Here is a 25995-nt window from a genome sequence, read left to right as displayed (position 1 = left end):
ACTGCCCTTGTTGATCGCATTTATCGCTGTTGTTCTGAGTCTGGTCCTGATGGTCTGGAGTGCCGACCGCTTTGTTGATGGGGCTGTAGTAACGGCAAAATACTACGGTATGGCGCCATTGCTGGTCGGCATGGTGGTGGTCGGCTTTGGCACCTCCGCACCGGAAATGGCGGTATCCGTGCTGGCCGCGATGCAGGGCAGCCCGGATATCGCGCTGGGTAACGCCTATGGCTCCAATATCACCAATATTGCGCTGATTCTTGGTGTATCTGCGCTGATCTATCCCATTACCGTATCCAGACAGGTACTGCGCAAGGAGCTGCCGATCCTGTTGGCGGTGACTGCCTTCACCTTCTGGCTGATCCAGGACGGCAGGCTTGGCCGCCTTGAAGCAGTGGCACTGTTGCTCGTATTCGGCCTGCTGATGGCCTGGAACGTACTGATTTCACTACGTTCGAGATCGACTGTGCTGCGACCCACCGAACCGGCTTCCGATCCGACCGGCATGACGATTCGCGTGGCCCTGGGTTGGCTGGTGGCCGGTCTTGTGCTGCTGGTGCTCAGCTCCCAGGTACTGGTCTGGGGCGCGGTCAAGATTGCTGTCGGCTTTGGCGTAAGCGAGTTGCTGATCGGCCTGACCATAGTGGCGATAGGAACTTCCCTGCCGGAGCTGGCATCCTCCATTGCCGCAGCCCGCAAGAAGGAACACGATATCGTCCTGGGCAATATTCTGGGCTCGAACCTGTTCAACACCCTGATAGTGGTTGGCCTGGCCGGAACCATCAGGCCGATGCCGGTTGCTGCCGAGGTGCTGAGCCGCGATATTCCGGTCATGGCCGGCTTGACGCTGGCGTTGCTGGTACTGGGTTTTGGTTTGCGCAAAGCGGGCAGCCTGGGACGTTTCAAAGGGCTGCTTCTGCTGATCTGTTACTGCGGCTATACCCTGTATCTGATTTCTACCGCCATTCCCGCAACAGCCTGAGCTGGCTGCACTGCAGAGAATATTGGCGAGAGGTTCCGGTAGCTGGCGTGCCCAGATACCGGAACCTGGTCTGCTCAGCTGTTACTTGATCTCAACCTGGCTGCGCATGCCGCCCTCATAGTGGCCGGGGATGTTGCATGCAACTTCTATATCGGCCGCCTTGGCAAAGGTCCAGACCAGGCTGCGGGTTTCGCCAGGCTCCAGCGTGACCACGTTGGGATCATCGTGCTGCATGTCCGGCATCTCCCGCATCATGATCTGATGCTCCTTGTGCTCTTCCTTGTCACCAATGGCAAACTCGTGCGTCAGAACACCATGGTTGGTGATCTCGAAACGGATGGTTTCGCCGTCCTCGACAACAATGGGCTCGTGTTTGAACTCCATGCTGTCGTAGGCATCGACCTTGATCACCCGGCTGACCTGCTCAGGGGTGCCGGGCACTCCGGCAGGTGAGACGGCATGTCCATGTTCGTGATCATGACCGTGCGCTTCTTCAGCAGGGTTGGCCAGCAGGCTGGTGGACAGAAAAGCTGCAGACAGGGCGAGGCTGACGGTTTTGAAATTCATGATGTGTCTCCACTAAAAACTGATACTTTCATACAGATGCGCTCAAGCATGACCATCCATGGCCAGCGCCTTGCGCGTTGCTTTAGATAGCAAGCAAAGGTGCGGCAAAGCCGCTGCGGGGTTATGAAAGCAGTTGTGGAGGACGCTCGATCCGGTTGTTGAAGCTGGTAACAAGCCGGGTATCCGTTTCGGCATTCTGACCGGGGGCTACAGGCCAGTTGGCCTGGCCTGGATTGTTCAATGCAGCGCTACAGCCGGTACATTGCTGGTACAGGCAATTGCCCGGACATTGTTCCGTATCGTGCGCAGTGTCGAGATATGTCGATTGTGAAGAGGGCGGGCTTGAATCTGCAGGCTGCAGTTCGAAAAGCGGTGTTGAGGGGCAGGAGCGTTCACAAACAGGCACATCAGTATTCTGATATTCCGCCGCCAACAGACCATCCAGCGGGATAAACCCGAAGGCAAGCGCGAGGAATACAAGGCGTAACTGTTTAAGCATGAAAGCGCTCTGCAGACAAAACGGGTTTTAAAAACATGGTGATTATGCGTAGCCAAGTTGATCTCATCATTAAGGGTGCTGCGTAGCTGCAGCGCGGTCACCAGTCAGCACCCTGCATACCGCATAAAGAAAAATCAAACCGCTACGGGTGCCTTGATGTGCGGGTGTGCCTGATAGTCACACAGCTCGAAGTCCTCAAAACGGAAGGCAAATACATCCTTCACGTCTGGATTGATCTTCATCGTCGGCAGCGAGAAAGGCTCGCGTGACAGCTGTTCTTCCACCTGCTCCATGTGGTTGGAATACAGGTGACAGTCGCCGCCGCTCCAGATGAATTCGCCCGGTTGCAGGTCGCATACCTGCGCCAGCATCAGGGTCAGCAAAGCATAGCTGGCGATATTAAAGGGCACGCCAAGGAAGATGTCGGCCGAGCGCTGGTAGAGCTGGCAGCTGAGCTTGCCGTCGGCAACATAGAACTGGAACAGCGCGTGACAGGGTGGCAGCGCCATGTCATCGACCAGTGCAGGGTTCCAGGCGGAGACGATCAGGCGGCGCGAGTCGGGGTTGGCCTTGATCATCTGCACCAGCTTGCTGATCTGGTCGATGGACTCGCCATTGGGTGCCGGCCAGTTGCGCCACTGGTAACCATAGACCGGGCCCAGATCACCGTTTTCATCTGCCCATTCGTCCCAGATGCGCACGCCGTTGTCCTGCAGGTATTTGATATTGGTATCACCCTGCAAGAACCATAGCAGTTCGTGAATGATCGAGCGTAAATGGCACTTTTTCGTGGTCACCAGCGGAAAGCCGTCGGCCAGGTCAAAGCGCATCTGGTAGCCGAAAACGCTGCGGGTGCCGGTACCGGTACGGTCGGCCTTGTCGGTACCGGTGTCGCGCACATGGCGCATCAGGTCGAGATACTGTTTCATGCAGGCTGCTCCTGGCGCTTATACGCCAAAACCATCAGGAAAATACCCACCGCCATCATCGGCAGGCACAGGATCTGGCCCATGGTCAGCCAGTCGAACGCCAGATAACCCAGCTGGGCATCCGGCACACGGACAAATTCAACGATAAAGCGGAATACGCCGTAACAAAGGGCGAACAGGCCGGACACCGCCATGGTCGGTCTTGGTTTGCGCGTATACAGCCAGAGAATGACAAACAGTGCCACGCCCTCCAGCGCAAACTGGTACAGCTGCGACGGGTGGCGCGGCAGCTGCATGGGGTCGGTCGGGAATATCATTGCCCAGGGCACATCAGATACCTTGCCCCAGAGCTCGGCATTGATGAAGTTGCCGATACGCCCCGCGCCCAGCCCGATCGGCACCAGCGGCGCAATGAAGTCCATCAGCGCCCAGAACGGCTTTTTATGCTTGCGGGCAAACCAGAGCACCGCGATCAGCACGCCAAGAAAGCCGCCATGGAAGGACATGCCGCCTTCCCAGATGCGCAACACCAAAGCGGGATTGGCGATGTAAGACGCCAGGTCATAGAACAGCACATAGCCCAGCCGACCACCGGCGATCACGCCCAGCGCACACCAGAACACCAGGTCGGACAGGGTATCTTTTGTCCATGCTGGATCAAACTGCGCCAGCCGGCGCTTGGCCAGCCACCAGGCAGCACCGATGCCGACCAGATACATCAGGCCGTACCAGTGGATTTTCAGCGGTCCGACAGCAATGGCTACCGGATCAATTGCAGGGTATTGCAGCATGCGTGTGCCTTACTGAAGCAGGAAATTGAGACCAACGATCACCAGCATCAGCGCAAACAGGCGCTTGAGCAGCAACGGATCAAGCCGGTGTGCCAGTTTTGCACCGACGCGGGCGAACAGCATTGAGGTGGTGGCCATGCCAACCACAGCCGGCCAGTAGACAAAGCCGGTACTCCACTCGGGCAGTCCTTCGGCGTGCCAGCCGGTTACCACATAGCCCACCGCCGCTGCCAGCGCAATGAGCACGCCGCACGCCGAGGATGTGGCCACCGCCTTTTTCATGTCGGTACTGCGCCAGACCAGGAAGGGCACGGTCAACGAGCCGCCGGCAATACCGAAAATCGCCGAGGCCCAGCCAATCACGCCACCGGCGGCCAGCAAACCAGGCGATGCGGGCGGCGGCTTGCGGGTTTTCGGGGTCAGGTTGAAGGCCATCTGCACCGCCATCGTCAGGGCAAAAACGCCAATGATTTTTTGCAACATCGGCCCCTGGATCATTGAGGCCGTCATGGCTCCCAGCGCTGCCCCCCCGAGCACACCAATACTGATCGGTCGTACCAGGTGCCACAGGATCGCCTTGTGCTTCTGGTGCGCCAGCACCGAGTTGACGGAGGTAAATATGGTAGTTGTCAGCGAGGTTCCCACAGCAATGTGAGTCAACACATCGACGCCGATTCCTTGCGCCGTCAGGCTATACACCAGCACCGGTACCAGGATCAGACCGCCACCGATTCCGAACAGTCCGGCCAACACACCAGATAGCGCGCCAACCACTAAATACAATACCAATTCCACAATCAATCCAGCCTGTCTTGTCCGGCAAAGTGGGTCATTCTACACGCCCGGACAGCATCTGCCGACCAGATCACGAGCGGATATCCCTGATAGCCTGAAAACAGCCCGAGCCTTGTCACGCCCATATTCTGGTCAATAGTGCTGCTCTTCGGTTTCTGCAGCCAGGTCGGGGCCGTCTTCGAGCGGGATCTCCACCATGTGCTCCTGCACCTGTTCCTCCTCGATACGCGGGTCCAGCGCCACCACCAGCGGCGAGCTGGCCAGACCGTCGGGCATCGCCAGGTGCTCGACCGGTTCTTCCGGCACCTCGGTTTCCGGCGTCTTCAGCTGCGGGCGCACACGCAGTGCGATCAGCCCGGCGCTGACACAGAAGAACACGAACAGCATGTTGGGTCCCATGCCACGCATCAGGCTGCCGACCAGCAGGGGGCCCATGCTGGCACCGGCACCGAATACCGCCAGCAGCACGGCCGCGAGTGAAACACGTTTTTCCGGCTCAATGTTGTCATTGGCAAAGGCCACCGCCAGCGGATACAGGCTGAACACAAAGGCACAAGTGGCTGCACCACCGACAAAGAATACCCAGTGCGGCCACACCGTTTCCACCGCCAGCGGCGCGGCAACCAGCAGCAGCAACACACTCAGCAGGCGGATCAGCTTGGGCCGTTCAAAGGTGTCCGACAGGCGGCCCAGCGGCATCTGGACCAGAAAACCGGCGGCAACGCAGGCCGCCATGAACAGGCCGACATCCCGGGTATCCATGCCGATACGGCTGGCATACAGGGGGGCCAGACCGTAGAAGGCACCCACCACCGCACCGGCCAGCAATGTGGTGAACATTGCCATGGGTACCTGCTGGTAGAAATAGCGGGGGGACAGCGAGGCCGGCGTCAGCGGCTCGGGGTGAATGCGCCGGGTCAGGGCCACCGGCACCAGACACAGGGAAAAACACAGGGCCACCAGCAACAACAGCTCGATGCCAAGCTCCGGCAAGCTCGCCAGCATCAACTGGCCGACCACCATGCCGAGGTAGGAGGCCATCATGTAGCCGGAAAATACCTTGCCACGGTTCTCGCTGGTGCTTTGTTCGTTGAGCCAGCTCTCCACCACCATGTACATGCACATCATGCCGACACCCACCAGCATCCGCAGCACCAGCCAGAGCCACAGGTTATCGGTCAGGCCATGGATGATGGCGGCCGCACAGACAATGCCGGCCGCGGCTGCATAGGCACGGATATGTCCGACCCGGGCAATCAGACGGTGCCCTTTCTTGCCGCCGCCAACCAGTCCCAGATAGAACGAGGTCATCAGCGCGCCAACCCAGACACTGCTGGCCCGCTCGGCCACATGCAACGCCAGGTAAGTACTAAGCAGACCAGTACCCAACAGCATCAGGAAAGTGGCGAAATACAACCCGCGATACGACTTGAAAATGGACATGGCAAATCCAGGAACGACCAAACACAGTATCGACCGCTATCACGACCGATACTGTCCAGTGAATGTGAGATTGTTTTGTGCAGCCAGTGTACGGTGTCAGGCAGAAATCAACAAACTGCCAGTTTGTGTTATGGCCTTGTGGTACTGGTGCATGGCCCGGCTAACCATCACGCCAGTTAATGGCGCACAGCAAAGTGCCCGAACATTGTGTTCAGTTCCTGCCATAGTTCAGGCAGGCCGGATGGCAGATCCTGACGGCCAAGATCCGTCGTCAGCATCTTGCCGTCACGGGCCGGCTGCACGATGAAGGTGCGTGCCCCCCTTTGTTGCAGCTGGCGGGCCAGCAGGCGCAGGTCGTCCGGTTGCAGCAGGTTCCAGTGCACGGTGGTACGGCATTCGTATGCCACCCCGCTGGCCAGCAGCAGGTCCAGGCTACGCCAGTTAGCGGCATCACTGCCGATGATTTGCGTGATACCGTCGACCTGACCCTGTGCCGCCTTGACGTCAAAGCCGACCCAGTCGCACAGCGGTAGCACCCGCTCCAGCGCTGCCGGCTTGATGCCGGCAGTATGCAAGCCGACCTTGAAGCCCAGCTCGCGCACCTGCTGCATGGCAAGCGGCAAGCCCGGTTGCAATGTGGCCTCGCCACCGCTGAACACCACGGCCTGCAACAGGCCCTGGCGCCGGTGCAGAAAGGCCAGTACCTCGTCCCAATCAACTGTCGAGCCACCGACCGGAGCGATCAGCTCCGGGTTGTGACAGTAGTGACAGCGCCAGGCACAACCCTGGCAAAACAGCACACAGGACAGGTGATCCGGGTAGTCGATGGTGGTCAGCGGCACCATGCCGCCGATCTGGATGGGCATGGTTTAGCGGCTGGCGCTTTCGGTGAAGTGCTGACGCTCGCGGTGCTCGGACTGTTTGCCCTTGTTGAAGGCGCTGACCGGGCGGTGGTAACCCATGACGCGGGTCCAGACTTCGCAGCGTTGGCGGCGTTCTTCGGGGAGATTAGATGTGTTCATTTTACTTTCCTTTTATGGTTGAGGCTTGTGTCTGCGCCACCGGAGTCTGGGTACTGCAGGGACGCTGCAAGTACATCCTTGTAAGCTCCAAGCCGCCATCCATGGCGGCCAAGGCCCTGCAATACCCAGACTCCGATAGCGCTATAAACTCCGTGCAATCAACGGAGCAAGTTTAAAATACTGGTGTAACCATTCTTGAAGCATGCACAGTGTTTTCAGATTTAATATCATGCAGTTGCAGCTTCTTTTTCCAGCTCGACTTCCAGCTGCGCATCGCACTGCGGACAAAATTCATGTTCGCCGGCCAGATAGCCATGCACCGGGCAGATGGAAAAGGTCGGGGTAATGGTCAGGTAAGGCAGGCGGAAGCGGCCAAGAGAGGCCTTGACCAGATTCTTGCAGGCTTCCACCGAGGAAATCTGTTCGTTCATGTACAGGTGCAAGACAGTGCCACCGGTATATTTGCATTGCAGCTCATCCTGCAATAGCAGCGCTTCAAAGGCATCGTCGGTATAGCCGACCGGCAGCTGCGAGCTGTTGGTGTAGTAGGGGGCATCCGGGTAGCCGGCCTGCAGGATATCCGGGAAACGCACCTGGTCTTCCTTGGCAAAGCGGTAGGTGGTGCCTTCGGCCGGGGTTGCCTCAAGGTTGTACAGATGGCCGGTTTCTTCCTGGTACTGCACCATTTTGGCACGGATATGATCCAGCACCTCCAGCGCCAGCTGACGGCCCGACTCCGTATGCATGCCTTCGCGGTCACCGGTCAGGTTACGCAGCATTTCGTGCATGCCGTTCACGCCGATGGTGGAGAAGTGGTTACGCAAGGTGCCCAGATAGCGCTTGGTATAGGGGTACAGCCCGTTGTCCATATGCTGCTGAATGACAGTGCGCTTGACCTCGAGGCTGTCACGCGCCATGTCCATCAGCTCGTCCAGCCGGGCGTACAGGCCGGGCAGGTCGTTTTTGTGCAGGTAGCCCAGACGGGCGCAGTTGATGGTCACCACACCCAGCGAACCGGTCTGCTCGGCTGAACCGAACAGGCCACCGCCACGCTTGAGCAGCTCGCGTACGTCCAGCTGCAGCCGGCAGCACATGGAACGTACCTGATTGGGCTCCATGTCGGAGTTGATGAAATTCTGGAAATACGGCAGGCCGTAGCGGGCAGTCATGGCAAACAGCCGATCGGCGTTTTCACTGTCCCAGGGGAAATCTTTAGTGATGTTGTAGGTCGGAATCGGGAAGGTGAACACCCGGCCTAGCCCGTCACCGGCCTGCATCACTTCGATATAGGCACGGTTGATCAGGTCCATTTCTTCCTGTAGGTCGCCATAGGCGAACGGCATTTCCACGCCACCGATATAGGGAATCTGCTCGCGCAGGTCTTCCGGGCAGACCCAGTCGAAAGTCAGGTTGGTGAAGGGTGTTTGCGTACCCCAGCGTGAAGGCACGTTGAGGTTGTAGATGAATTCCTGGATGTACTGGCGCACCTGCTGGTAGTCGAGCCGGTCCTTGCGCACAAAAGGCGCCAGGTAGGTATCAAAGGAGCTGAACGCCTGGGCGCCGGCCCACTCGTTCTGCAGCGTGCCGAGAAAGTTGACCATCTGGCCCAAAGCACTGCTCAGGTGCCTGGGCGGGCCGGCTTCAACGCGGCCGGGAATGCCGTTGAAGCCTTCGTTGAGCAATGTACGCAGCGACCAGCCCGCACAATAGCCGGCCAGCATGTCCAGATCATGGATGTGCAGGTCCGCGTTGCGGTGTGCCGCACCGATTTCCGGGCTGTACACCTCGTTGAGCCAGTAGTTGGCCGTCACCTTGCCGGACACGTTGAGAATCATCCCGCCCAGTGAGTAACCCTGGTTGGCATTGGCGTTGACCCGCCAGTCCTGGCGCTCCAGATATTCGTTGATGGACGAGGCCACATCGACCTGCTGGTGCTGCGTGGCGGCTTGATTCTGCTGGCTTGTCATGCTTATCCCTACACAATATATGGTGTATCGCTACACTCTAAACACAAGATGTGGTGGATATTAAGAGCTTGCCTTGCAGAAAGAATTGACCAAAATCAAGACCGGAGCGAGAACCAGCATTCACGGGGCCTGCAGGCCGGAGATAAGATCCGGCCGCGAAACACGGCAGGATTCAGTGGGTGGCGGACAGGCTGTTCAGCTGTACCAGGCCGCCATCGGCGACAAAGGGCACCCAGCCACGGGCGCGGATTTTGCGCAGGGTGCGCAACGTACAATCAGGAGAGGAAGGGTCGCAATAATCAATGGCAATCACGGGAATCTTGCGGGTTTGCAGGGCATGTCCGACCTGTGCCGACAGCCATTCCCGGTCCCTGTGTGATACCTCGACATACTCGCCGGCCGCTTCGTCCCAGCCCTGATACAGGGACTCGAACGCCAGAGCGAACACATCTTCGGCCACAGCAGGAAACAGCTCGAAGCCACGATTCAGGATGATATGGTGCTCAGGCCACCGCTGTTTCAGACGGTGGATCAGCTGCTGCAGACCGGCACGACTGGCATTGCCACGCGCCCCGCTTCCATGCACCAGCTGGTAGGAATCCAGGGTATCCAGAAAGAAACCCTGATAGCCCTGTTCGACAATCGGCGTGAAGACTTTTTCCAGCAGAAAATCAGCCCATTCGGGGCGGGCGACATCAATCACCATGGAGCGCCAGATCCTGTTGCGGTCGAGGATCAGTTCTTGCGGGATATCGGCATAATACGCCCGGCTTTCCAGTGCCTCGCCGACACTCACATAGGCCAGCCACTGCGTGTTGGCGCGTCCTGACAGGTCAAAATCGTGCTCTGGCTCCAGAACTGCCATCTGATAGCTGTCCAGCATTGTCCAGTCGGGGCGGTCACCATAGTAGAAGGCAATACTGTGCAACGCAGACGCCGTATCGGCAGGCTCTTGCTGTGCCATGCGGTAAACGCAGCCGCCCAGCGCCAGTGCGATCAGGGCACTGCCGGCGAGAAACTTGAACAAGGCCAGACTCATGACGCTCAGGCCGTGCCGGCGTTGTCTTGCAGCATGTACACCTCGTACTCCAGCTGCTCGAAACGGCCATTGAGCAGGAACATGCCGAGCAGCACATCCAGCAGCAAGGCACCGCCGAAGCCGTAACCGTAATAGGCCGGGCCCAGCTCCAGCGAAACCCGGGTCAGGACAATGTTGAGAAACATGAACAGGAATGTCAGCAGCAGGGCATGCCGGCGCTTGTCCAGATAGAACATGAAGTTGAGGATCCCCAGCAGGACCATCTGCAGGCTGACGCCGATCACGTCCACCTTCAGCATCGGGAAATACAGGCTGGAGACGCCAATGGCATTGAGCAGCTTGTCGCCGAAGGCGAAAATCAGCAGCACCACCATTGCCTGTACCTTGAAGATGTCGTAAATGCAGCTGCGTGCGGCCAGTACCATGTCGTTGCGCCACATGCGGATCTCGCCCAGAGCACCGCCCTGGCGTACCGCATGATAGAAAGCGTCATATTTCTGGATGAACTCGGTCTCCACCCGCAGCAGCAGCACTGCCATGCCCGGGATGATGCACAGGTAGGCAATGAATACCGGAATATCGTAAATCACCGAGGCATGTAGCGGGCCTATCACCTGGTGGCCCGCCTCGGAAAACCAGAACATGAACTTGTCCGCCCAGACGCCCGCGTTGAAAAACAGGCCGACCAGAATCAGGACCGGATAGGACGCCTTGCGGTCAAAGATGTCCGCCGAGATGTAGGTTTCCGAGTCGTAATCGCGGTGGATCAGCAGGGCCAGGAACAGCAGCAGGACAAAATGCCCGGTGACAAAGCCCGCCAGCAGACCGTTCAGGCCTTTGCCCGCCAGGATGTAAGCGACCAGCAGCACCACCGCATAGCCCAATACGAACCCCTTGATGATGGTGCCATAGCGCTTGATGCTGGCCAGAAAGGTGACACCGATCCAGATGTTGCTGAGGATGACAAATCCCGACAGCATCAGCATGCGGTACAACGCCGACTCATGCCGGAACAGGGTGAAGGCCAGTATCAGGCCAAGGCTGCCGGTGACGGCCGTGGTGACCAGGCAGATAGCATTGAAACTGGGCAGGATGCACTCCTGACAGCGGTCAAACAGCCGGTCGGAAATATAGCGGGTAAAATACAGCTGCACGGCACCGGTAATCACCAGGCTGCAGGCGAACAGGTAGGTGACGGACACATAGAACTGGATGATATGTACCGGCCGGTCGACCGCCCAGAGGCTGATGCCGCCAAGGACAAGAATCCCGAGAATGGACAGGATCAGCGGCCCTGCGCTGTTGATACCCGCATACATGTAGGCCCACAAGGTGCTGCTGAAACTGTCTCTGCTCAATATCTTCTGCAATTGCAGGTGCAAGCCGGCCATTGTTGATTCTCCTGCTGATCCGGCGGTCATGCCGGATATCGATAGTCTTGGGCCTGCGGGTCAGGCAGGCTGCTCCGGGCTTTGTGCCAGCAGCTGCTGATAGAGTTCGCAGTATTCCTGCAGTATCAGGCTGTCGCGATAAAACCGCTCGACCCGTGCAATGCCCGCCTGCTGTGCCGCACGCCAGCGTAAACTGTCGGTCAGCAGCTCAACCATGGCAGCCGACATGGCTTCCGGGCTGGCAATCGGCACCACGGCACCGGCAGCGCCCAGGGCGCGGTCTTCATCATTGCCGCCTTCGAGCAGCTGACGGCAGGAGCCGACATCGGTGGTGATGACCGGTACACCGGCGGCAAAGGCCTCCAGCACGACCAGCGGCAACGCCTCACTGATCGAGCTGAGCGCCAGCAACCCAAGCTTGGGCAGGACATCCTCGATACGGCAAAAACCTAGAAAACGCACGCTGTCCTGCATGCCCAGGCTCACCACCAGCTCGTGGCATTCCCGCGCATAGGCCGGGTCTTCGGTTTCCGGGCCGATGATCCAGCCTTCAATGTCAGGCAGTTCCTTTTTCGCGACAAACAGGGTGCGGATAAAGGTTTTCACATCCTTGATCGGTACCACCCGGCCGATCAGGCCGACCACGGCCGGAATACCGGGCTCCCGCTGTTCGCGCAACACGGCCAGCCGCTCGACATCAATACCGTTGGGAATGCAGCGGGTTTTTTCCGCTGGCGCCCCGTCGGCAATCTGCCGCTGACGGTTACCCTCATACAGGGCAACAATCTCGGTTGCGGCCTGGTAACACATCAGGCCCATCTTCTCGAAAAACCGCACCCACAACTCCTGGAAATAACCGGAGCGAGAGATATCTTTCTCGAAAATACTGCGATTGTCCTGAATCCAGCGGCTTTGCAACAAGTCGATCTTGCGCTCCTTGGTGTAGATGCCGTGCTCGGACACCAGCAACGGGCTACCGCTCCGGTAATGCAGCAAGGCCCCGAGGAACCCGGCATAGCCGGTGGAAACCGTATGGTAAACCCTGGCCTTGGGAACGCTCATGGCCAGCTCGGCCAGCTGCCACAAGGGCTTGTGCATGATGCGTACGGTCCAGAAATAATCGGTGAACGACGGGTCGGTGGAGTATTCCTCATAGCGGTTGGTGATCAGCTTCCACGACTCCTCGCTGTGCAGAAACTGCTGCTCGTCCAGTTTGCCGCCCTTCTTCATCATCGGCAGCACGGTACGGATCAGGCCGCCGATATCATCCAGACTGTCCCCGCTGCGCAAACGGTCATGCAGGTCGGCCACGCTGGCAAATGCCTTGCGGTCACCCTTGCTGCCCCTGATCTCGACCGCCGCACCCTGTTCATGAATGTAATGTGCCTCGAAATGCAGGACATTGTCGGGCAGCTCATAGCGGGGCTCGGCATAATCCTGTTTGCGTCCACCCAGAAATACTATCCCGAAACTGGTGTCGGGAAAGGTCCTGATCATCTGGTTGACCCATGCCGAGACCCCGCCGTAAACATAGGGAAAGGTTCCCTCCAGCAGAAACATCACGTCAACCATGTCGGCTTTTCGCTGTAACATATTCATGTCGTCCAAAATCGTATGCCGGGCTGCAGCTGGGCGGCTGCAAGGCTGTAATCGACGCTGGCCAGATGGCGGCGCACATCGGTGAAATTGCGCTGCAGGAAAGCCGCTTCGGCCTGCCAGGGCAACAAGCGCTCACGCGGGAAGTCATGTCTGGCAGCATGCCCGAGGTAATGGGCAGCCTGTTCCGGTTGTTTCCTGAGCAGAGAGCAGCGCGCCAGCAGGTACCACATCTGCCCCTCTTCCTCGTCAATGCTGACAGCAAAACGGGCATGCTCCATGACCCTGTCCAGTACATACTGATACACATCACCGGCAACCAGCCGCTGATAGATCAGCTCCCAGTACAGCTGAGCCATCCGGGCATGCAGGTAGCCCTCCTCCTTTCCGGCCAGGCCATTTTTCTCAAGCTTCTGCTGGGTCCTGGCGATTTCCTCCATGATGCCTTTTTCGGCACTGTCCATCAGGCCATAGGCCAGCAGCCGCAGCTCTTCCTTTTGGTCGCTCAACAGGTTGCGCAACACTTCCTCGGTCAGGTGGATCGGCATGGACTGCAAGGCCGTCATCGCGGCCATGCGATCACTGTCGCTGCTATCGGGATTTTCCAGTCGCGCCCTGATCCGGGTACCGCCGCCATAGACCATGCCCCGGACCAGCCTGGCAACAAAACCGGGAGGCTCGATCCGGTTGGCCGAAGCCAGCGGAACAAAGCTGTAGCCCAGCAACGCGATCATCAGCCACAACAGGAAGAACACCAGCATCCCGACCACCGGCATGAACAGGCAGCCGACAAACACATACAGGTACAGCCAGCCTGTGGTCCGGTGGTAATGACGCATGATCACCGGTCCGGCAACCAGCACCAGGGACAGCGATGCCAGCACCTGCAAGGCCAGGAACGCCAGCATCGGGTCCAGGCCGCTAACGGCGCCGCGCAGTGCCATGATGGCCGCCACCTGCAACAGGATGGCCAGCAGCGAGAATGCGACAAGAAAAATTGCCCTAACCATGATCTTCACACCGTCGCAGCAATCCGGCCAGGGCTTCTCCCGGCTGGTTATTGTCAATATGAGCAGCGTGTACCGCGACCCCCGCACCGGCCAGTCCGGTATTGAACTGCCGCATCAGGATGTCATCCAGCCGCATCAGGTAACCGTCCACCCCCTTGTTACCGGCCAGCGGCAGCAGCATCACTGCAATTCGCGCCCGTTCAGTGGAAAAAGTCCACAGCATGTCCATCAATCGCTGCTGGCGCACCATCTCGTCATGGAGCGACTCGGCCACGCCACTGGCCGGAAACGCCATGACCAGCAATGATGAGCGCACACCGGTCTCGAACTGCAACTGCGCCAGACGTGCCAGCTCCAGTGCGACCGGAGCAGGACAGCCCGGCACATGCTGCTGCACCCTGCCGATCAGGTGGGCACTTTCCAGCCCGTTGATGTAATAACCAAGCAATGTCATCAGCAACTGCAGGTTGTCCTTGCTCACTGCCAGGAAAGGCATGCGCTGGATCAGCAGCACACCCCTGAGCTCGTCCCGCGAGTTCTTCATCGGCACACATGCCAGATACTCGCTTTCCCGGCTATCCAGCTCCTGCAGGTGGACCAGCATCCTGTGTTCCAGCGTCTCGCGCAGCATCGGGTCGTCCGGGTTTAGCCGGCAGCCATTGCCAATCGAGGCAACCGCTTGCGCAGAAAGTTGTCCGCCGGTCACGGCGTAAACCGAAGCCGTTTCCAGCTGGCAGTTGAGGGCAACGAACTCCAGCACGCTGGACATGTTCGGCAGTGCCTCATCCATGCCCTGCACCGCAGATTGTCTTTGCAGAAAGCCCACCGCATCCCGGAGCGTGAACGGCTGGGCCAGCAGCTCCTGCTCCAGGCGCTCATGGGAGACGCGCAACAGGTAATGATTGCTGGTCAGCACCGACAGGCGGTCACTGACATAATCGTTGACCCCCTGCATGTGCTTGATCCGTGTTGACCAGATATCGCTGAAGTAACCGGCAACAATGGTCAGCAGAAAACCGCCGACAAAGAACAGGGTCGGAAACACCCCGCCCGGAGCCGGAGCCGGAGCCGGAGCCATGACCATGAACCAGACCCCCAGCAACAGCATGCCGGAAAACAGGCCCGACAGGCTGCCGTAACGCAGCGCGAACACCAGCGGTACCAGCCAGATCCACGGGAAACCGGCCCCCGTCAGCAACGGATCTGCCGGCCTGAGCCAGTAACAGAAGCCCACAACCAGCAGGGTGCCCAGCAATGTTTCCAGTATGGTCACCGGCCACTTGACCGAAGGCGCCAGCAACCGGCCAAGTCGCCAGACGCTACGTGTCACGTCCGTAGTGCGCCGGGGCTGTGCCGGCGCGTAAGATTCCGGTTGCATGACGCACTCCTTATCTTGATGGTGACAATGGTGCCAGCAGCTGGTTGGTCAGCTTCTGGCTGACACCGGAGACACCGGAACGGCTCCAGCCGCTGCGGCTGCCGGTGGCACTCCAGACGGTTTTCCCGCTGTTGAGGTCAACCAGGTTGAAGGTCAGCCCGGCCACCGGTTCGCCATCGACACCAACCTTGTAACGCCACTCTTCCACGGCACCGGTCAGGGCATAGCTGGCGCCGGTGTTGCGCGCCCATTTGAGACCCTCGGCAGCCGACAGCTCGACCGAGTCCATGATCAGCACGTTGCCGGTACGCTCCTGCTGATAGGTAAACAGCCCGGTGAAACCTTTCTGGTGCAGGATGCTCTGGGCAATGCTGGTGGCCCGCTGGCCGGCATCCGGGGTTTCGGTGTAGTTGACCATCGGCACGACGGCAATGCTGGTCAGGTCGTCCAGACGCGGGTTTTTCCCGACGTCCAGTGTCGAGCAGGCGCTCAGCCCGGTCAGCACGGCAAGGGCCACGCCCCGAGAAATGATTTTACGTTTCATGATGCTCTCCCGTTTTTCTTGAACAGCTGGATACATTCAAGCGTTGTGCTAGAAATTCAGATAGTAGGAAAGAAGCAGTTGGCTGGTGCGCTGGCGGTTACGCGCACCGGTTGCTTCGTGCAGATATTGCAGAACCAGGTGGTCACCACCCAGTACCGGACCGCCGATTCCGGCACTGAACGCCGGGCCGTGGCCGTTCTTGTTGTCACGGATGTAACCTGCATCAAGAAACGGCTTCCAGGAGCTCTTGCGCGTGGTTACATCGTTGTTGCCAAAGCCGGTCATGATGCCGTAACGGCGGAAGTTCTCAGGTACCAGCTCGCTGTTGGCAGGCGCCACCCCGTCCGGGTTCATGCGGGTCAGGGCAGAGTGCGTCCTGTTCTTGCCTCTGGCCGAGTAATTGCCCTGGCCAGCCACCAGCCGTACGTTCCAGTCCGGATAGGCATGGTAGATGCGGTAGCCCAGCTCCTGGTTGAACTCGGTCCCCCTGGCTATGGCATCATGCTTTTGCGTGTAGAAACGTGCCACTTCGGCGTTTGCGCTGGCAAACCAGCGCGAGTCTTCCGGCTGCCACGACAGGGCGAAGTCCAGCATGTTTTTATAGCCGGCAACCTGCAGGTAGGGTGACAGGCTGGTGTACTGGCGCCAGCCCAGGGTGGCCGATGGCACCCAGGTGCCGTGCCGGTTGACCTCGGCAAAGATCCGTCCGGTGGCGAAGGACCTGAACCCGTCGCGCTGGCCCAGCGTCAGGGTGAAATCATGCTCCACCGTGCGGTCGTGGATGCTGAGCTCGTACTCGCGATCCGTTGACGGTACCCAGACGATATCCTGCTTGCGCCTGGTTTTCTGCTGACGGGTGATGCCGTGTAGCGTGATGCCGTATCTGTTGGTCAGCTTGAGCCTGGCAAACATGTCCAGCTCGTGAGTGCTGATGGCTTCGCTGCGCCACAGGCCCATACTGACACCCAGCGCAGACTTGTCCGGCCAGATCACCTGGGTCAGGTCCTCATGGATGGCATCACCACCCGGCGTCACGTCCAGCCCCTCAAACAGCAGGGTTTCCTGCTCACTGGTACGCCGGTTGGCGCCCAGTGCGGCAACCTGGCTGTAGTAGGCGATGCGCCCCTGACGCAAATCGAGCAGCTCGGCAGCAGCCGTCGTATCGGACTCTGCCAGTGCCAGGCTCATCTGATAGTCGGCGCTGGCCGGCAAATCACGCACGGCCGGATGCCGGAGCAGTATCCGCGCCCGGTCATTGGCTTCCTGTTCCAGCGAAATACCGATACCGGCCAGCAGGCTGTACGGGCTGACGCCCTGCTCCGCCACGTCATCGCTGACTTCGGCTGCCGTACGCATCCCGCTGACGTCACCCAGGCGTGACTGATAGCGCACACCGGGGGCAGACAGGCGCATATCCTGTACATAAAGCTGATTGAGGGCACGACTGGTGACTTCCGCATTACGCAACCGCTGGGCCAGAACGCCACGCGCCTGCCACCAGTCCAGCTGAACATCCGCCGGTACCGGCGCACCCGCCACATCATTCACTCCCTGCAACCTGGCATGCAGTTCGCGCCAGGCGTTGCGATACAGACGCTGGGCCAGTTCATCATGGCCCCCCTGCTGCTCTGCATCGGCCAGTGACATGATCCATAGCGGGTCTTTTGTCACCTCTGGCGGCTGCATGCGCATCAACCGGATTGCACGTGCCGTCTGCCCCAGGCGCAAATACGCAGCGGCAAACACCTCACGATAGTCAGCATTCAGACGGACCAGCCGGCGCCATTGATACAAGCGCTGGCGCAGCTCCGCTTCGGTACCGTATTCAACCAGCACCCACAAATAGGAAATCCTTGCATCATCACTGGCCGGCGCCGCGTTCACCGCATCACGGAAGCTGGCTACCGCTTCGTTCCACTGATGCAAATAGAGGTGGTAACGGCCCTTGACCATCAGGGCAGCGGCCGAACGCTGAAAACCCGTACGCTGAGCTCCGCTCAGCCCGCGCATGATTTCACCAACCCGGCTCCAGGCCCTGAGTTCGGCATAGTTGAGCAAAGCTGCTTCCACTGCCCGCTGCGGATCGACCCCCTGCTGCAGGTTCATCTCCGCAATGCGGGCAGCATCCATGGGCGAGTTCAGAAAGAAGTAGGTCATGCCGGCCAGATCTGCCGAAGTTGCCTGGCCGGTAGCCAGCAAACTGCGATAGGCACGACTGGTATCCTCGCTGCTTTGCAGCAGGCGGCCAAGCTCGGCATAAAGCCGCCAGTAATCTGCCGTATCAGCAGCTTCGGCTGTCGAATCAGCCTGCTCGCGCATCAGCTGCAGGGCACTTTCGTCCTTGCCCTGTTTGTAGCGCAAGCGTGCCACACCAGTGACATGCTGCGCCCTGCTGGCCGTGTCGACCTGCCACAGGCGATGATAGAGCTCTTCTGCCCGCTGGTCATGGCCGGCCCGCTCGGCCAGTTCGGCATAACGGCCCAACAGCACCGTACTGCGCGAACCCGAGACCTGCGTCTGCAGGAACTGCATGGCACGCTCGGGCTCGCCCAGCCGTTCATAGGCCAGCACCAGCTCGTCATACAGCGCAGCATTGTTCGGAGTATTGCGTATGTCGAACTGCAATGCCTGCAGGTAGCGTGCGTCATCATTCAGACCGATGCTCAAACGCCGCACATGGCTCCAGGATTCTGCCGAACCCGTCAGCCCGGCATGGCGGCTCCATGCTTGCAATGCCAGCCCGGGCTCACCCCCCCACTCTGCCACCTGGGCCAGGCGCGGCTCCCAGATCCGGGCGGGCATGCCCCTGGCCAGGGCTTTTTTGGCAATATCCCGGGCCTTGGTCAGGCTGCCGCTTTCCACATACACCTGATACAGCAGATCGTAATCGTTGTCGGTAACCGGAGTTTCTGCCGGCTGCATCGCCGGCTCCGCGACAGCAACCTGTTCGTTGGCAACCGCTACAAACGGCCGGCCGCTCAGCCAGCCGGCAACCCTGAGCCCGGCCTGCAGCCCGCGGTAAGCGTCAGTGGAGCGGACAGCACCAGCGGCCGCATGCGTCCAGCGTGCCGGTGCTGCCAGCAAGGCACGTGCAGCACTGGCCGGCAGGCTGTAGGTCCGCGCCAACCATCCCGTAGCCGGGGCAACAGGTTCATTACTGCTCAACTCCAGCAGGCTGGCCAGCAGGCGGGCGTATTTGTCGACCAAATCGCCACGGTTGGCCATGCGGGCCAGGTTGAGCATATAAATGATGACCTGGCGATCATTCTCCAGCCCGGTCATATGCTGCTCGGCCAGCTCACAGGCCAGTGCCGCCCGGTCACCCGACTCAAGTACCTGCAGTGCCCGCAGAAAAAGCTCCCGCTTTTGTGGCAGTTCGGCAGAAAGATCAACCGCTGCAAACAGGCTATCGGCAGCTTCCTCATACTCCTGCCTGGCAAACGCCAGTTCTGCCGCACGCTGGTGCCAGTCCAGCGCATTGTCTGCATCACTGCCGGCCAGCTGGCGATAAAAATGCAGAGCCACGTCGTAGGCTCCGGCAGCCCAGGCCATTTCCGACAACGCCGCCTGGCGAGCCGGAGCCCAGGCATAGGCTGTTGCCTGTTCAAGCTCGCTGCGCAATACCGCCATGCGTTCCGGGCGGCGCTCGTCCTGCACATCCAGTTCATAAGCCCGCTGCTGGGCGACATTGACACGCAGATACAGTGCCTGCCTTTTCGTTTCCTCATCAGCCGAGTCAAGCTGCTCTATATGCCCTGCCAACGCCAGCGCCTGCTCCCTGCGATTCAGCTTCAGGTATTGCTCGCCAAGCAGCATCAGCCTGGGCACGGAGTCCGGCTGCACACGCAACCATGCCTCCAGGTAGGACACCGTCAGTTCGGAGGCCGGCTCGTTGTCATAGTAGTCATCCTGGTAACTGTCATGCTGGAAAGCGGCCACCAGGGCAACCAGTACCACCGCTCCCAGCAGCAGTACCACGGCAAAAGGACTTAACTGTTCGCGTCGACTATTCACAATCCACCTGTACCTTGTGGTAATCCACCTGCTGTCCTGCCTTGCCTGCTACCGGCACCTGGAGCGACCGGCCCTGCACCACCGGTCGCACCGGCTTGCCATCAACCCGGACCCGGCACTGGCCGGCTTCTTCCAGCCGGACCTGCGGACGGTAGTAACCGCCAAAATCGAACTGCAGGCTGTTGCCATCACGTTGCACATTGCGGACAAAACCGGATGCCTGGCTGATGCGCGGTACCCCGCGACTGTGTTCGCTACCGATACGGAAACTGGCTTCATCACCGGCCATGTGTACATAGAGTCCGCCCGGGCCGGGCAGATAGCCGGTGATGCCGCTGGCAGTGGCCAGTTCGGGAACCCCCTGTCCTGGCCAGCGCAACTGCCGCAGATGCTGGCCACTACGCACTTTCCAGCCATCCCCGGTCCGTGCCACCACCACATGCCGCCAGTCCAGCACCCGCCGGATATATTCAGTGGTGTAGATCGGCAATACATCCTGGCCCAGGCTGTATTCAAACAGGCTGTGCAGGGCTTTCAGGGAAGACGGCTTGGACGCCGAATACGAGTGGTAATAGATGTTGATCGGCTTGATACGCAATGGCCGGTCCGTCAGTTCAAAGGTCTCCTGCGCCCGACGGAAGCCATAAAACGGTCCGGTCCAGTCATTGGTATAGACGTTTTCATTCATGACCGCCGCATACACCTGGTACTCGTCATCCGTCTTGCCCTTGGCCACGCCATAGGGGCCAATCTGGGTCCAGGTGTTGCTGGAACGGGTAATGGTGGTGTTACCGGCATTGATGTTCAGCACTCCGGCTGCGGCGGCCTTCTGTAAACCGATACGTGGCGGAATGGCATCGCCCGACCAGAAAATCGCCTTGACCTGCTTGCCGGGCGGAGCCAGCTCACGATTGATGTAGTCAATACTGCCGGATATCTCCCTGTCGATATCAAACCCGTAACCGGGAATATCCAGCGATGACGTGCCTGCGGTATACCACTCGCCCAGCTCCTCCGGGCCCAGTTTGATGCCGGTATCCGGATCAACATGTGACCAGAAGTAGGGGTGCGAATAGGTATGGCTGGCCAGCTCGACATTGGGCAGGGCAAAAATGCCGCGCGCAATGCGCTCCAGCTCCGGACGGGCCCGCTTGTCCATTTCGGTCATCTCGGCTTCAATCACCGACATGCTCATGGGTACCGGATAACGCTTGAACACCTGGTCCTTGAGGATGGCACTGCAGAACTGCTGACGCTCGCCAGTGTGGCTGAGCTCGTCATAAGACAGGAAACCGTCACCATCAACGTGGGTAAAGAACAGGCGGTGACCATTTTCGGTGGTGACATCCGGGACCGGTATTTGTGGCAGTCGCAGCGCCTGTTGCAGGAAGCGCATCGGATCAATGACCCAGCGTTGCTGCTCAAGGCTGTCCAGGTAGACCACAGTGTTGTTGTCCACGACAAAACCGCCCCAGGGCGTAATGGCTGCCGCATCATAGACATGATCATCACTTTGCAGCCGCAGCAGCGGTTTGCTATGGCTGCCAACGCGCACACCCAGCGCATCCCGGATATCAGGATTTACCGCCACCTCAAAGGCCAGCAGCTCATCCTGCAGCAGGATTTCAGGCTTCCTGTCCAGTAATACCCGCTGCTCGGGTACGAATTCCAGATCCAGCGCAGGACCATTCTGCATGTTCAGGGCAAAGCCGAAATCATTGAAAACGGCAACCTTCAGCCCCTGCTCGATGCGCTGCAACAACCAGCTCTGCAAGGCCAGCGGGTTTTGCACCTCCAGGCTGCCAACCAGCACAATGCCGGCATAACGGTCATTGGTGATACCCAACGGCAGCGGATCGCGCAGGTCAGCGTATTCAATGTCATAGCCCAGGTAATTGAGCGGCATGGCCAGGTTGAGTACACCAAAGGTCTCATCCAGCGGCTGACCCTGCTCCAGCAGCTGCAGCAGCAAAACCTTGCGCGGCATGACTTCGATACGCCCCTGCCCTATGCCATCCAGAGCAGGCGTGGTCACGTATGGCAGCAAACCGTCAGCCAGCAGTTGCTGCGCCTGTTGCTGACGACATGTCCTGTCGCCCGGGACACAATAGTCGATGGCAACCACTGTCAGCCCGTGCTGCTCCTGCAGCTGTCTGGCTCGCGCCAGCCCGGCCTCACGCACCTTGACCGGCACACGCGCCATCAGGCCGCCAAATGTGCGGCGTCCGTGATAGAGAGAATCGAATACCGCTCCCGATAGCCTGGCTGCCCGCTGTTCCGCCACGTCCGCATGGTTGCGCACCAGCAGGGGCAGCCCCGGATAACGGGTAGCAAGTTCGTCCACCAGCGTGGTCATCATCCGGATGCGGTCCGGACTGCTGTCGGCGAGTTCGCCCTGGTCGTCCAGCAACAATCCCTGATAGCCTGCCTGCACCAGCGGCTGCACATGTTCGGCAACATAGCGGTCAACCTGGCCCTTGTGCTGTCGCCAGTGCGCAGCGCGCACGGTTACGCGGGCAAACCAGCGAGTTCGCGGAGTACCGGAAAGGTCCGGCAAGGCCACCCGTTCCGGGTCGATGACCACGGTATCAAAGGCCCGCAGCTCATCGAGCGGCAAGTCATTGCCGTAATAGAAGGCGATATCGCCAAGGCTGGAGGTCACAGGCTGCGCCTGCGCTGCAGTGGGCAGCAAGACGGCCAGACAGGCAAGCACGAGCCGGCACAGCGTGCCGAACGAACACCACACATTCATTTTGATAACCCTGCTTCAAGCAATGGTACTTACATGTTCTGTACAGCGTCCCTGCATGGACATCCTGTCCTCCATCAAATCTCCCCAAAACTACCTGGCGAACCTTGATGACAGCTGTTCTTGAAATGAATGAAGCAGTGAGCAGCCTGTTTCACGGAAGAGTCCGCCACTGGCGAACATTTCCCGGAACGTCAAATTTGCGACACTCAGGAGTTTTGCTTCCTGTAGTGTCAAAATAACTCTACTCTCTTTTTCTGCTGACAGTTAATGCTATTTGGCCATAATCTGTGACCTGCATCACAGATATTCAATTTACTCTTTCTTTAGGGGAATCTTGCTGATGCAGGCCTGTCATGCGACGCTCAGTGCAGCGCGCATCCGGGAAGCAGCCAAACTCAAGCGACCAAGCCAGAGGCGGCCCGGTATTTCATGCACCATCAAAACGGCACAAGGTGCAGGCGAACAGAAGAAGCAAAGCGGCAAGCAGAGCACCTGCCGCACAAGGAGCCCACTAGACCGGCTTGGCCCCCATCAGTGCGCTGGTGCCCAGCAACAGCGCCAGCAGGATCAGCAGCCAGACCAGGGCAAACACCTGCTGCCTGCCGCTGGCCTGTTGTTTTTGCGCCAGCAATTGCTGCCAGCGGCCAAGATTTCCGGCCAGCAGAAAGCCGAAAGGCACAAACAGCGGCAACAGCAGAATGCTGATCAGCAGCCACTTCTGGTCCAGCGGCATTGCCGCCCAGTGTGTCAGCCACCAGCCGCTGACCGGCAGCGACAGCCACAGCAGGGCAAACAGCGGCAGGCTGATTTGGCGGGTACGCTGCAGCTTGCGTTGCAGCTCGTCCGCTTTTGCATTGCGGGCGCGCCACAGAAGCACGGCATGCACCAGCAGTCCCAGCATCAGGAATACTGCAACACCACCATGCAGGATACGAACCGTCAGATAATGTTCCACACTCAGCTCCTTAGGCTAAAAACAGCTGGTAGGCCGGGTTGTCGGTCTCTTCCCAGAACGGGTAGCCCAGCGTGGACAACGCCTGTTCGAACTCGGCGTACTCTTCCTCGTTGACCTGCAGCGCAGCCAGCACCCGGGCATCGGCGGCACCATGATTGCGGTAATGGAACATGGAGATGTTCCAGCGTCCGCCCAGCTGGTTGAGGAAATTGAACAGCGCACCCGGACGCTCGGGAAACTCGAAACGGAATACCCGCTCGTTGTTAACGGCATCGGCATGACCACCAACCATGTGGCGGATATGCAGCTTGGCCAGCTCGTTGCGGGTCAGGTCCAGCACCGGAAAGCCCTGATTCTGCAGCTCGGCAATCAATGCCTTGCGCGGATCGGTATCCGGGTGGGTCTGTACGCCAACGAAAATGTGCGCCTGCCCGTTGGTGTGGTAGCGGTAGTTGAATTCGGTGATCTGCCGGGTACCCAGCGCCTCGCAGAAGCGCTTGAAGCTGCCCGGCTCTTCCGGGATGGTCACGGCAATGATCGCCTCGCGACGCTCGCCCAGCTCGGCCCGCTCGGCCACATAGCGCAAGCGGTCAAAGTTGATGTTGGCACCGGAATCGACCGCCACCATGGTCTGACCGCTGATGCCGGTCTTGTAGACGTATTTCTTGATGCCGGCTACCGCCAGCGCCCCGGCCGGTTCGGTGATCGAGCGGGTATCGTCGTAGATATCCTTGATTGCCGCGCAGATCTCGTCGTTGTCCACGGTAACCACATCGTCAACATACTGGCGGCACAGCTCGAAGGTGTGCTTGCCGATCTGGCCGACGGCCACGCCATCTGCAAACAGCCCGACCTGTGGCAGTACCACGCGGTCATCGGCCTGCAGGGCCTGCTGCAAGCAGTTGGAGTCTTTCGGCTCGACGCCGATCACCTTGATCTCGGGGCGCAGGTACTTGATGTAGGTGGCAATGCCGGCCAGCAGGCCGCCACCGCCACAGGGCACGAAAATGGCATGCAGGTCACCCTGGTGCTGACGCAGAATTTCCATCGCGATGGTGCCCTGGCCGGCAATGACATCAGGATCGTCATAGGGGTGAATGTAGACATAACCCTTTTCCTCCACCAGCTGCAGCGACAGCTCCAGCGCCTGTGGAAACGCCTCACCATGCAGCACCACTTCGGCACCACGGGCGCGCACCGCGTCGATCTTGATCTCGGGTGTGGTCTTCGGCATCACGATGGTCGCGCGGATACCCAGATACTGCGCTGCCAGCGCCACGCCCTGGGCATGGTTGCCGGCCGATGCGGTGACCACGCCACGCTCGCGCTCGGCCTGGCTGAGCTGGATGATCTTGTTGTAGGCGCCACGAATCTTGAACGAGAACACCGGCTGCAGGTCTTCACGCTTGAGCAGAATATTGTTGTCCAGTCGCTCTGACAGTTGTCGTGCAGGATGGATGGGGGTTTCTACCGCCACATCATAGATGCGGGCATTGAGGATTTTCTTGATGGTATGTTCGAGCATGGTACAGCCAGTTTGTAGGGTTCAATGGACAGTAGTCCCGAGTGTACTCTACAGACCCGCACACAACCATTATAATGGCCAAAATTCATCCATCCGGAGCCTGATGTGAGCCAAGACCAGTTGAAACAAGCCGTTGCCCAAGCCGCCGTGAAAGAAATCCTGCCCCGGCTGGACAAGCATGCCGTGATCGGTGTCGGCACCGGCTCCACCGCCAACTTTTTCATCGATGCGCTGGCCGCCTACAAGGATGACTTTGCCGGTGCCGTGGCCAGCTCCGAAGCCACCGCCGAGCGCCTGAAAAACCATGGCATCGAGGTGTTCGACCTGAACAATGTTGCCGGCCTCGAGTTTTATATCGACGGTGCCGACGAGACCAACCCGCACCTGGAGCTGATCAAGGGTGGCGGCGCGGCGCTAACCCGCGAGAAGATTGTCGCGGCCGTGGCCAAAACCTTCATCTGCATCGCCGATGACAGCAAGAAGGTGGATTTTCTCGGCAACTTCCCGCTGCCGGTCGAGGTGATTCCCATGGCACGCAGCCATGTCGCCCGTCAGATCGTCCGTCTGGGCGGCGATCCTGTTTACCGCACCGGTGTGGTCACCGACAACGGCAATGTCATCCTCGACATTCACAACATGCAGATCACCGATCCGCGCGGTCTGGAAGAGCAACTCAACGCCATTGTCGGCGTAGTCTGCAACGGCCTGTTCGCCGCCCGCCCTGCCGATGTGCTGCTGCTGGGCACCAAAGACGGCGTACAGCGCATCGTCAATCAGCGCGCTTGATACGCAGCGT

At 59.4% G+C, this 25995-nt stretch carries 20 protein-coding genes and 1 pseudogene; 2 read left to right on the top strand and 19 right to left on the bottom strand.

Going from position 1 to position 25995, the window contains the following annotated elements; translation table 11 throughout:
- Nucleotides 1-7: 7 nt before the first annotated feature.
- Nucleotides 8-982, top strand: coding sequence for a calcium/sodium antiporter (locus AR306_RS02160; protein ID WP_101496102.1), 975 nt, complete (start codon nt 8-10; stop codon nt 980-982).
- Nucleotides 983-1063: 81 nt separating this feature from the next.
- Here AR306_RS02160 and AR306_RS02155 read toward each other — a convergent pair whose 3' ends face one another.
- The 19 genes and pseudogenes from AR306_RS02155 to ilvA form a co-directional block, all read right to left on the bottom strand.
- On the bottom strand, nt 1064-1549 hold the full coding sequence (locus AR306_RS02155) for a cupredoxin domain-containing protein (protein ID WP_101495907.1): 486 nt from the start codon (nt 1547-1549) through the stop codon (nt 1064-1066).
- A gap of 121 nt (nt 1550-1670) precedes the next feature.
- Complete coding sequence (locus tag AR306_RS13125) at nt 1671-2048, bottom strand: hypothetical protein (RefSeq protein WP_133539688.1); 378 nt, start codon at nt 2046-2048, stop codon at nt 1671-1673.
- Between the two features lie 134 nt (nt 2049-2182).
- The gene (locus AR306_RS02150) at nt 2183-2977 is read right to left on the bottom strand and encodes a thymidylate synthase (protein ID WP_101495906.1); all 795 of its coding nucleotides are present in this window, start codon (nt 2975-2977) and stop codon (nt 2183-2185) included.
- Complete coding sequence (gene lgt, locus AR306_RS02145) at nt 2974-3768, bottom strand: prolipoprotein diacylglyceryl transferase (protein WP_101495905.1); 795 nt, start codon at nt 3766-3768, stop codon at nt 2974-2976. The genes AR306_RS02150 and lgt overlap by 4 nt, the downstream gene beginning before the upstream one ends.
- Nucleotides 3769-3777: 9 nt before the next feature.
- The gene (locus AR306_RS02140) at nt 3778-4563 is read right to left on the bottom strand and encodes a sulfite exporter TauE/SafE family protein (protein WP_101495904.1); all 786 of its coding nucleotides are present in this window, start codon (nt 4561-4563) and stop codon (nt 3778-3780) included.
- Between the two features lie 132 nt (nt 4564-4695).
- Nucleotides 4696-6006, bottom strand: a complete 1311-nt coding sequence (locus AR306_RS02135) for an MFS transporter (RefSeq protein WP_101495903.1) — start codon at nt 6004-6006, stop codon at nt 4696-4698.
- A gap of 176 nt (nt 6007-6182) precedes the next feature.
- Nucleotides 6183-6872: an anaerobic ribonucleoside-triphosphate reductase activating protein gene (locus AR306_RS02130; RefSeq protein WP_101495902.1), complete on the bottom strand. Its 690-nt coding sequence runs from the start codon at nt 6870-6872 to the stop codon at nt 6183-6185.
- A gap of 3 nt (nt 6873-6875) precedes the next feature.
- Nucleotides 6876-7028 carry an anaerobic ribonucleoside-triphosphate reductase gene (gene nrdD, locus AR306_RS02125; protein ID WP_101495901.1) on the bottom strand — a complete coding sequence of 51 codons (153 nt, stop codon included), beginning with the start codon at nt 7026-7028 and terminating at the stop codon, nt 6876-6878.
- 227 nt (nt 7029-7255) lie between these two features.
- A pseudogene (locus AR306_RS02120) lies at nt 7256-8977 on the bottom strand (ribonucleoside triphosphate reductase); the annotation flags it as partial.
- 190 nt (nt 8978-9167) lie between these two features.
- Nucleotides 9168-10034 (bottom strand): endo alpha-1,4 polygalactosaminidase, encoded by an 867-nt coding sequence (locus tag AR306_RS02115; protein ID WP_101495900.1) that lies wholly within the window; start codon nt 10032-10034, stop codon nt 9168-9170.
- Nucleotides 10035-10039: 5 nt separating this feature from the next.
- Complete coding sequence (gene pelG / locus AR306_RS02110) at nt 10040-11425, bottom strand: exopolysaccharide Pel transporter PelG (protein ID WP_101495899.1); 1386 nt, start codon at nt 11423-11425, stop codon at nt 10040-10042.
- A 60-nt stretch (nt 11426-11485) separates the two neighbouring features.
- Nucleotides 11486-13024 carry a GT4 family glycosyltransferase PelF gene (pelF, locus tag AR306_RS02105; protein ID WP_101495898.1) on the bottom strand — a complete coding sequence of 513 codons (1539 nt, stop codon included), beginning with the start codon at nt 13022-13024 and terminating at the stop codon, nt 11486-11488.
- Nucleotides 13021-14031, bottom strand: a complete 1011-nt coding sequence (locus AR306_RS02100; RefSeq protein ID WP_101495897.1) for a hypothetical protein — start codon at nt 14029-14031, stop codon at nt 13021-13023. The genes pelF and AR306_RS02100 overlap by 4 nt, the downstream gene beginning before the upstream one ends.
- A complete protein-coding gene (locus AR306_RS02095) occupies nt 14024-15409 on the bottom strand; it encodes a PelD GGDEF domain-containing protein (protein ID WP_101495896.1) in 1386 nt (461 codons plus the stop codon). Before AR306_RS02095 ends, AR306_RS02100 begins: the two co-directional genes overlap by 8 nt.
- A 10-nt stretch (nt 15410-15419) precedes the next feature.
- On the bottom strand, nt 15420-15953 hold the full coding sequence (locus AR306_RS02090; protein ID WP_101495895.1) for a penicillin-binding protein activator LpoB: 534 nt from the start codon (nt 15951-15953) through the stop codon (nt 15420-15422).
- Nucleotides 15954-16001: 48 nt separating this feature from the next.
- Complete coding sequence (locus AR306_RS02085; protein WP_101495894.1) at nt 16002-19967, bottom strand: tetratricopeptide repeat protein; 3966 nt, start codon at nt 19965-19967, stop codon at nt 16002-16004.
- Nucleotides 19960-22629, bottom strand: coding sequence for an endo alpha-1,4 polygalactosaminidase (locus AR306_RS02080; RefSeq protein ID WP_166627858.1), 2670 nt, complete (start codon nt 22627-22629; stop codon nt 19960-19962). Before AR306_RS02080 ends, AR306_RS02085 begins: the two co-directional genes overlap by 8 nt.
- A 601-nt stretch (nt 22630-23230) precedes the next feature.
- Nucleotides 23231-23674, bottom strand: coding sequence for a DUF2269 family protein (locus AR306_RS02075; protein WP_101495892.1), 444 nt, complete (start codon nt 23672-23674; stop codon nt 23231-23233).
- A 10-nt stretch (nt 23675-23684) separates the two neighbouring features.
- Nucleotides 23685-25199: a threonine ammonia-lyase, biosynthetic gene (ilvA, locus tag AR306_RS02070; protein WP_101495891.1), complete on the bottom strand. Its 1515-nt coding sequence runs from the start codon at nt 25197-25199 to the stop codon at nt 23685-23687.
- A 105-nt stretch (nt 25200-25304) separates the two neighbouring features.
- Here ilvA and rpiA point away from each other — a divergent pair, with 105 nt between their 5' ends.
- Entirely contained in the window at nt 25305-25985 is a 681-nt protein-coding gene (gene rpiA, locus AR306_RS02065) for a ribose-5-phosphate isomerase RpiA (RefSeq protein WP_101495890.1), read from the top strand.
- Nucleotides 25986-25995 lie beyond the last annotated feature (10 nt).

Origin of the sequence: Thiopseudomonas denitrificans (assembly GCF_002866065.1) — a bacterium.
In the GTDB taxonomy this organism is placed as follows: domain Bacteria; phylum Pseudomonadota; class Gammaproteobacteria; order Pseudomonadales; family Pseudomonadaceae; genus Thiopseudomonas; species Thiopseudomonas denitrificans.
This window is presented reverse-complemented; position numbering and strand designations above follow the sequence as displayed.

What these genes read in the sequence shown, in the direction of transcription:
- AR306_RS13125 (WP_133539688.1), bottom strand. Translation starts at nt 2,048, where the DNA reads ATGCTTAAACAGTTACGCCTTGTATTCCTCGCGCTTGCCTTCGGGTTT.
- AR306_RS02150 (WP_101495906.1), bottom strand. Translation starts at nt 2,977, where the DNA reads ATGAAACAGTATCTCGACCTGATGCGCCATGTGCGCGACACCGGTACC.
- AR306_RS02135 (WP_101495903.1), bottom strand. Translation starts at nt 6,006, where the DNA reads ATGTCCATTTTCAAGTCGTATCGCGGGTTGTATTTCGCCACTTTCCTG.
- nrdD (WP_101495901.1), bottom strand. Translation starts at nt 7,028, where the DNA reads ATGAACACATCTAATCTCCCCGAAGAACGCCGCCAACGCTGCGAAGTC.
- AR306_RS02100 (WP_101495897.1), bottom strand. Translation starts at nt 14,031, where the DNA reads ATGGTTAGGGCAATTTTTCTTGTCGCATTCTCGCTGCTGGCCATCCTG.
- AR306_RS02115 (WP_101495900.1), bottom strand. Translation starts at nt 10,034, where the DNA reads ATGAGTCTGGCCTTGTTCAAGTTTCTCGCCGGCAGTGCCCTGATCGCA.
- AR306_RS02155 (WP_101495907.1), bottom strand. Translation starts at nt 1,549, where the DNA reads ATGAATTTCAAAACCGTCAGCCTCGCCCTGTCTGCAGCTTTTCTGTCC.
- AR306_RS02130 (WP_101495902.1), bottom strand. Translation starts at nt 6,872, where the DNA reads ATGCCCATCCAGATCGGCGGCATGGTGCCGCTGACCACCATCGACTAC.
- pelF (WP_101495898.1), bottom strand. Translation starts at nt 13,024, where the DNA reads ATGAATATGTTACAGCGAAAAGCCGACATGGTTGACGTGATGTTTCTG.
- lgt (WP_101495905.1), bottom strand. Translation starts at nt 3,768, where the DNA reads ATGCTGCAATACCCTGCAATTGATCCGGTAGCCATTGCTGTCGGACCG.
- AR306_RS02095 (WP_101495896.1), bottom strand. Translation starts at nt 15,409, where the DNA reads ATGCAACCGGAATCTTACGCGCCGGCACAGCCCCGGCGCACTACGGAC.
- pelG (WP_101495899.1), bottom strand. Translation starts at nt 11,425, where the DNA reads ATGGCCGGCTTGCACCTGCAATTGCAGAAGATATTGAGCAGAGACAGT.
- AR306_RS02090 (WP_101495895.1), bottom strand. Translation starts at nt 15,953, where the DNA reads ATGAAACGTAAAATCATTTCTCGGGGCGTGGCCCTTGCCGTGCTGACC.
- ilvA (WP_101495891.1), bottom strand. Translation starts at nt 25,199, where the DNA reads ATGCTCGAACATACCATCAAGAAAATCCTCAATGCCCGCATCTATGAT.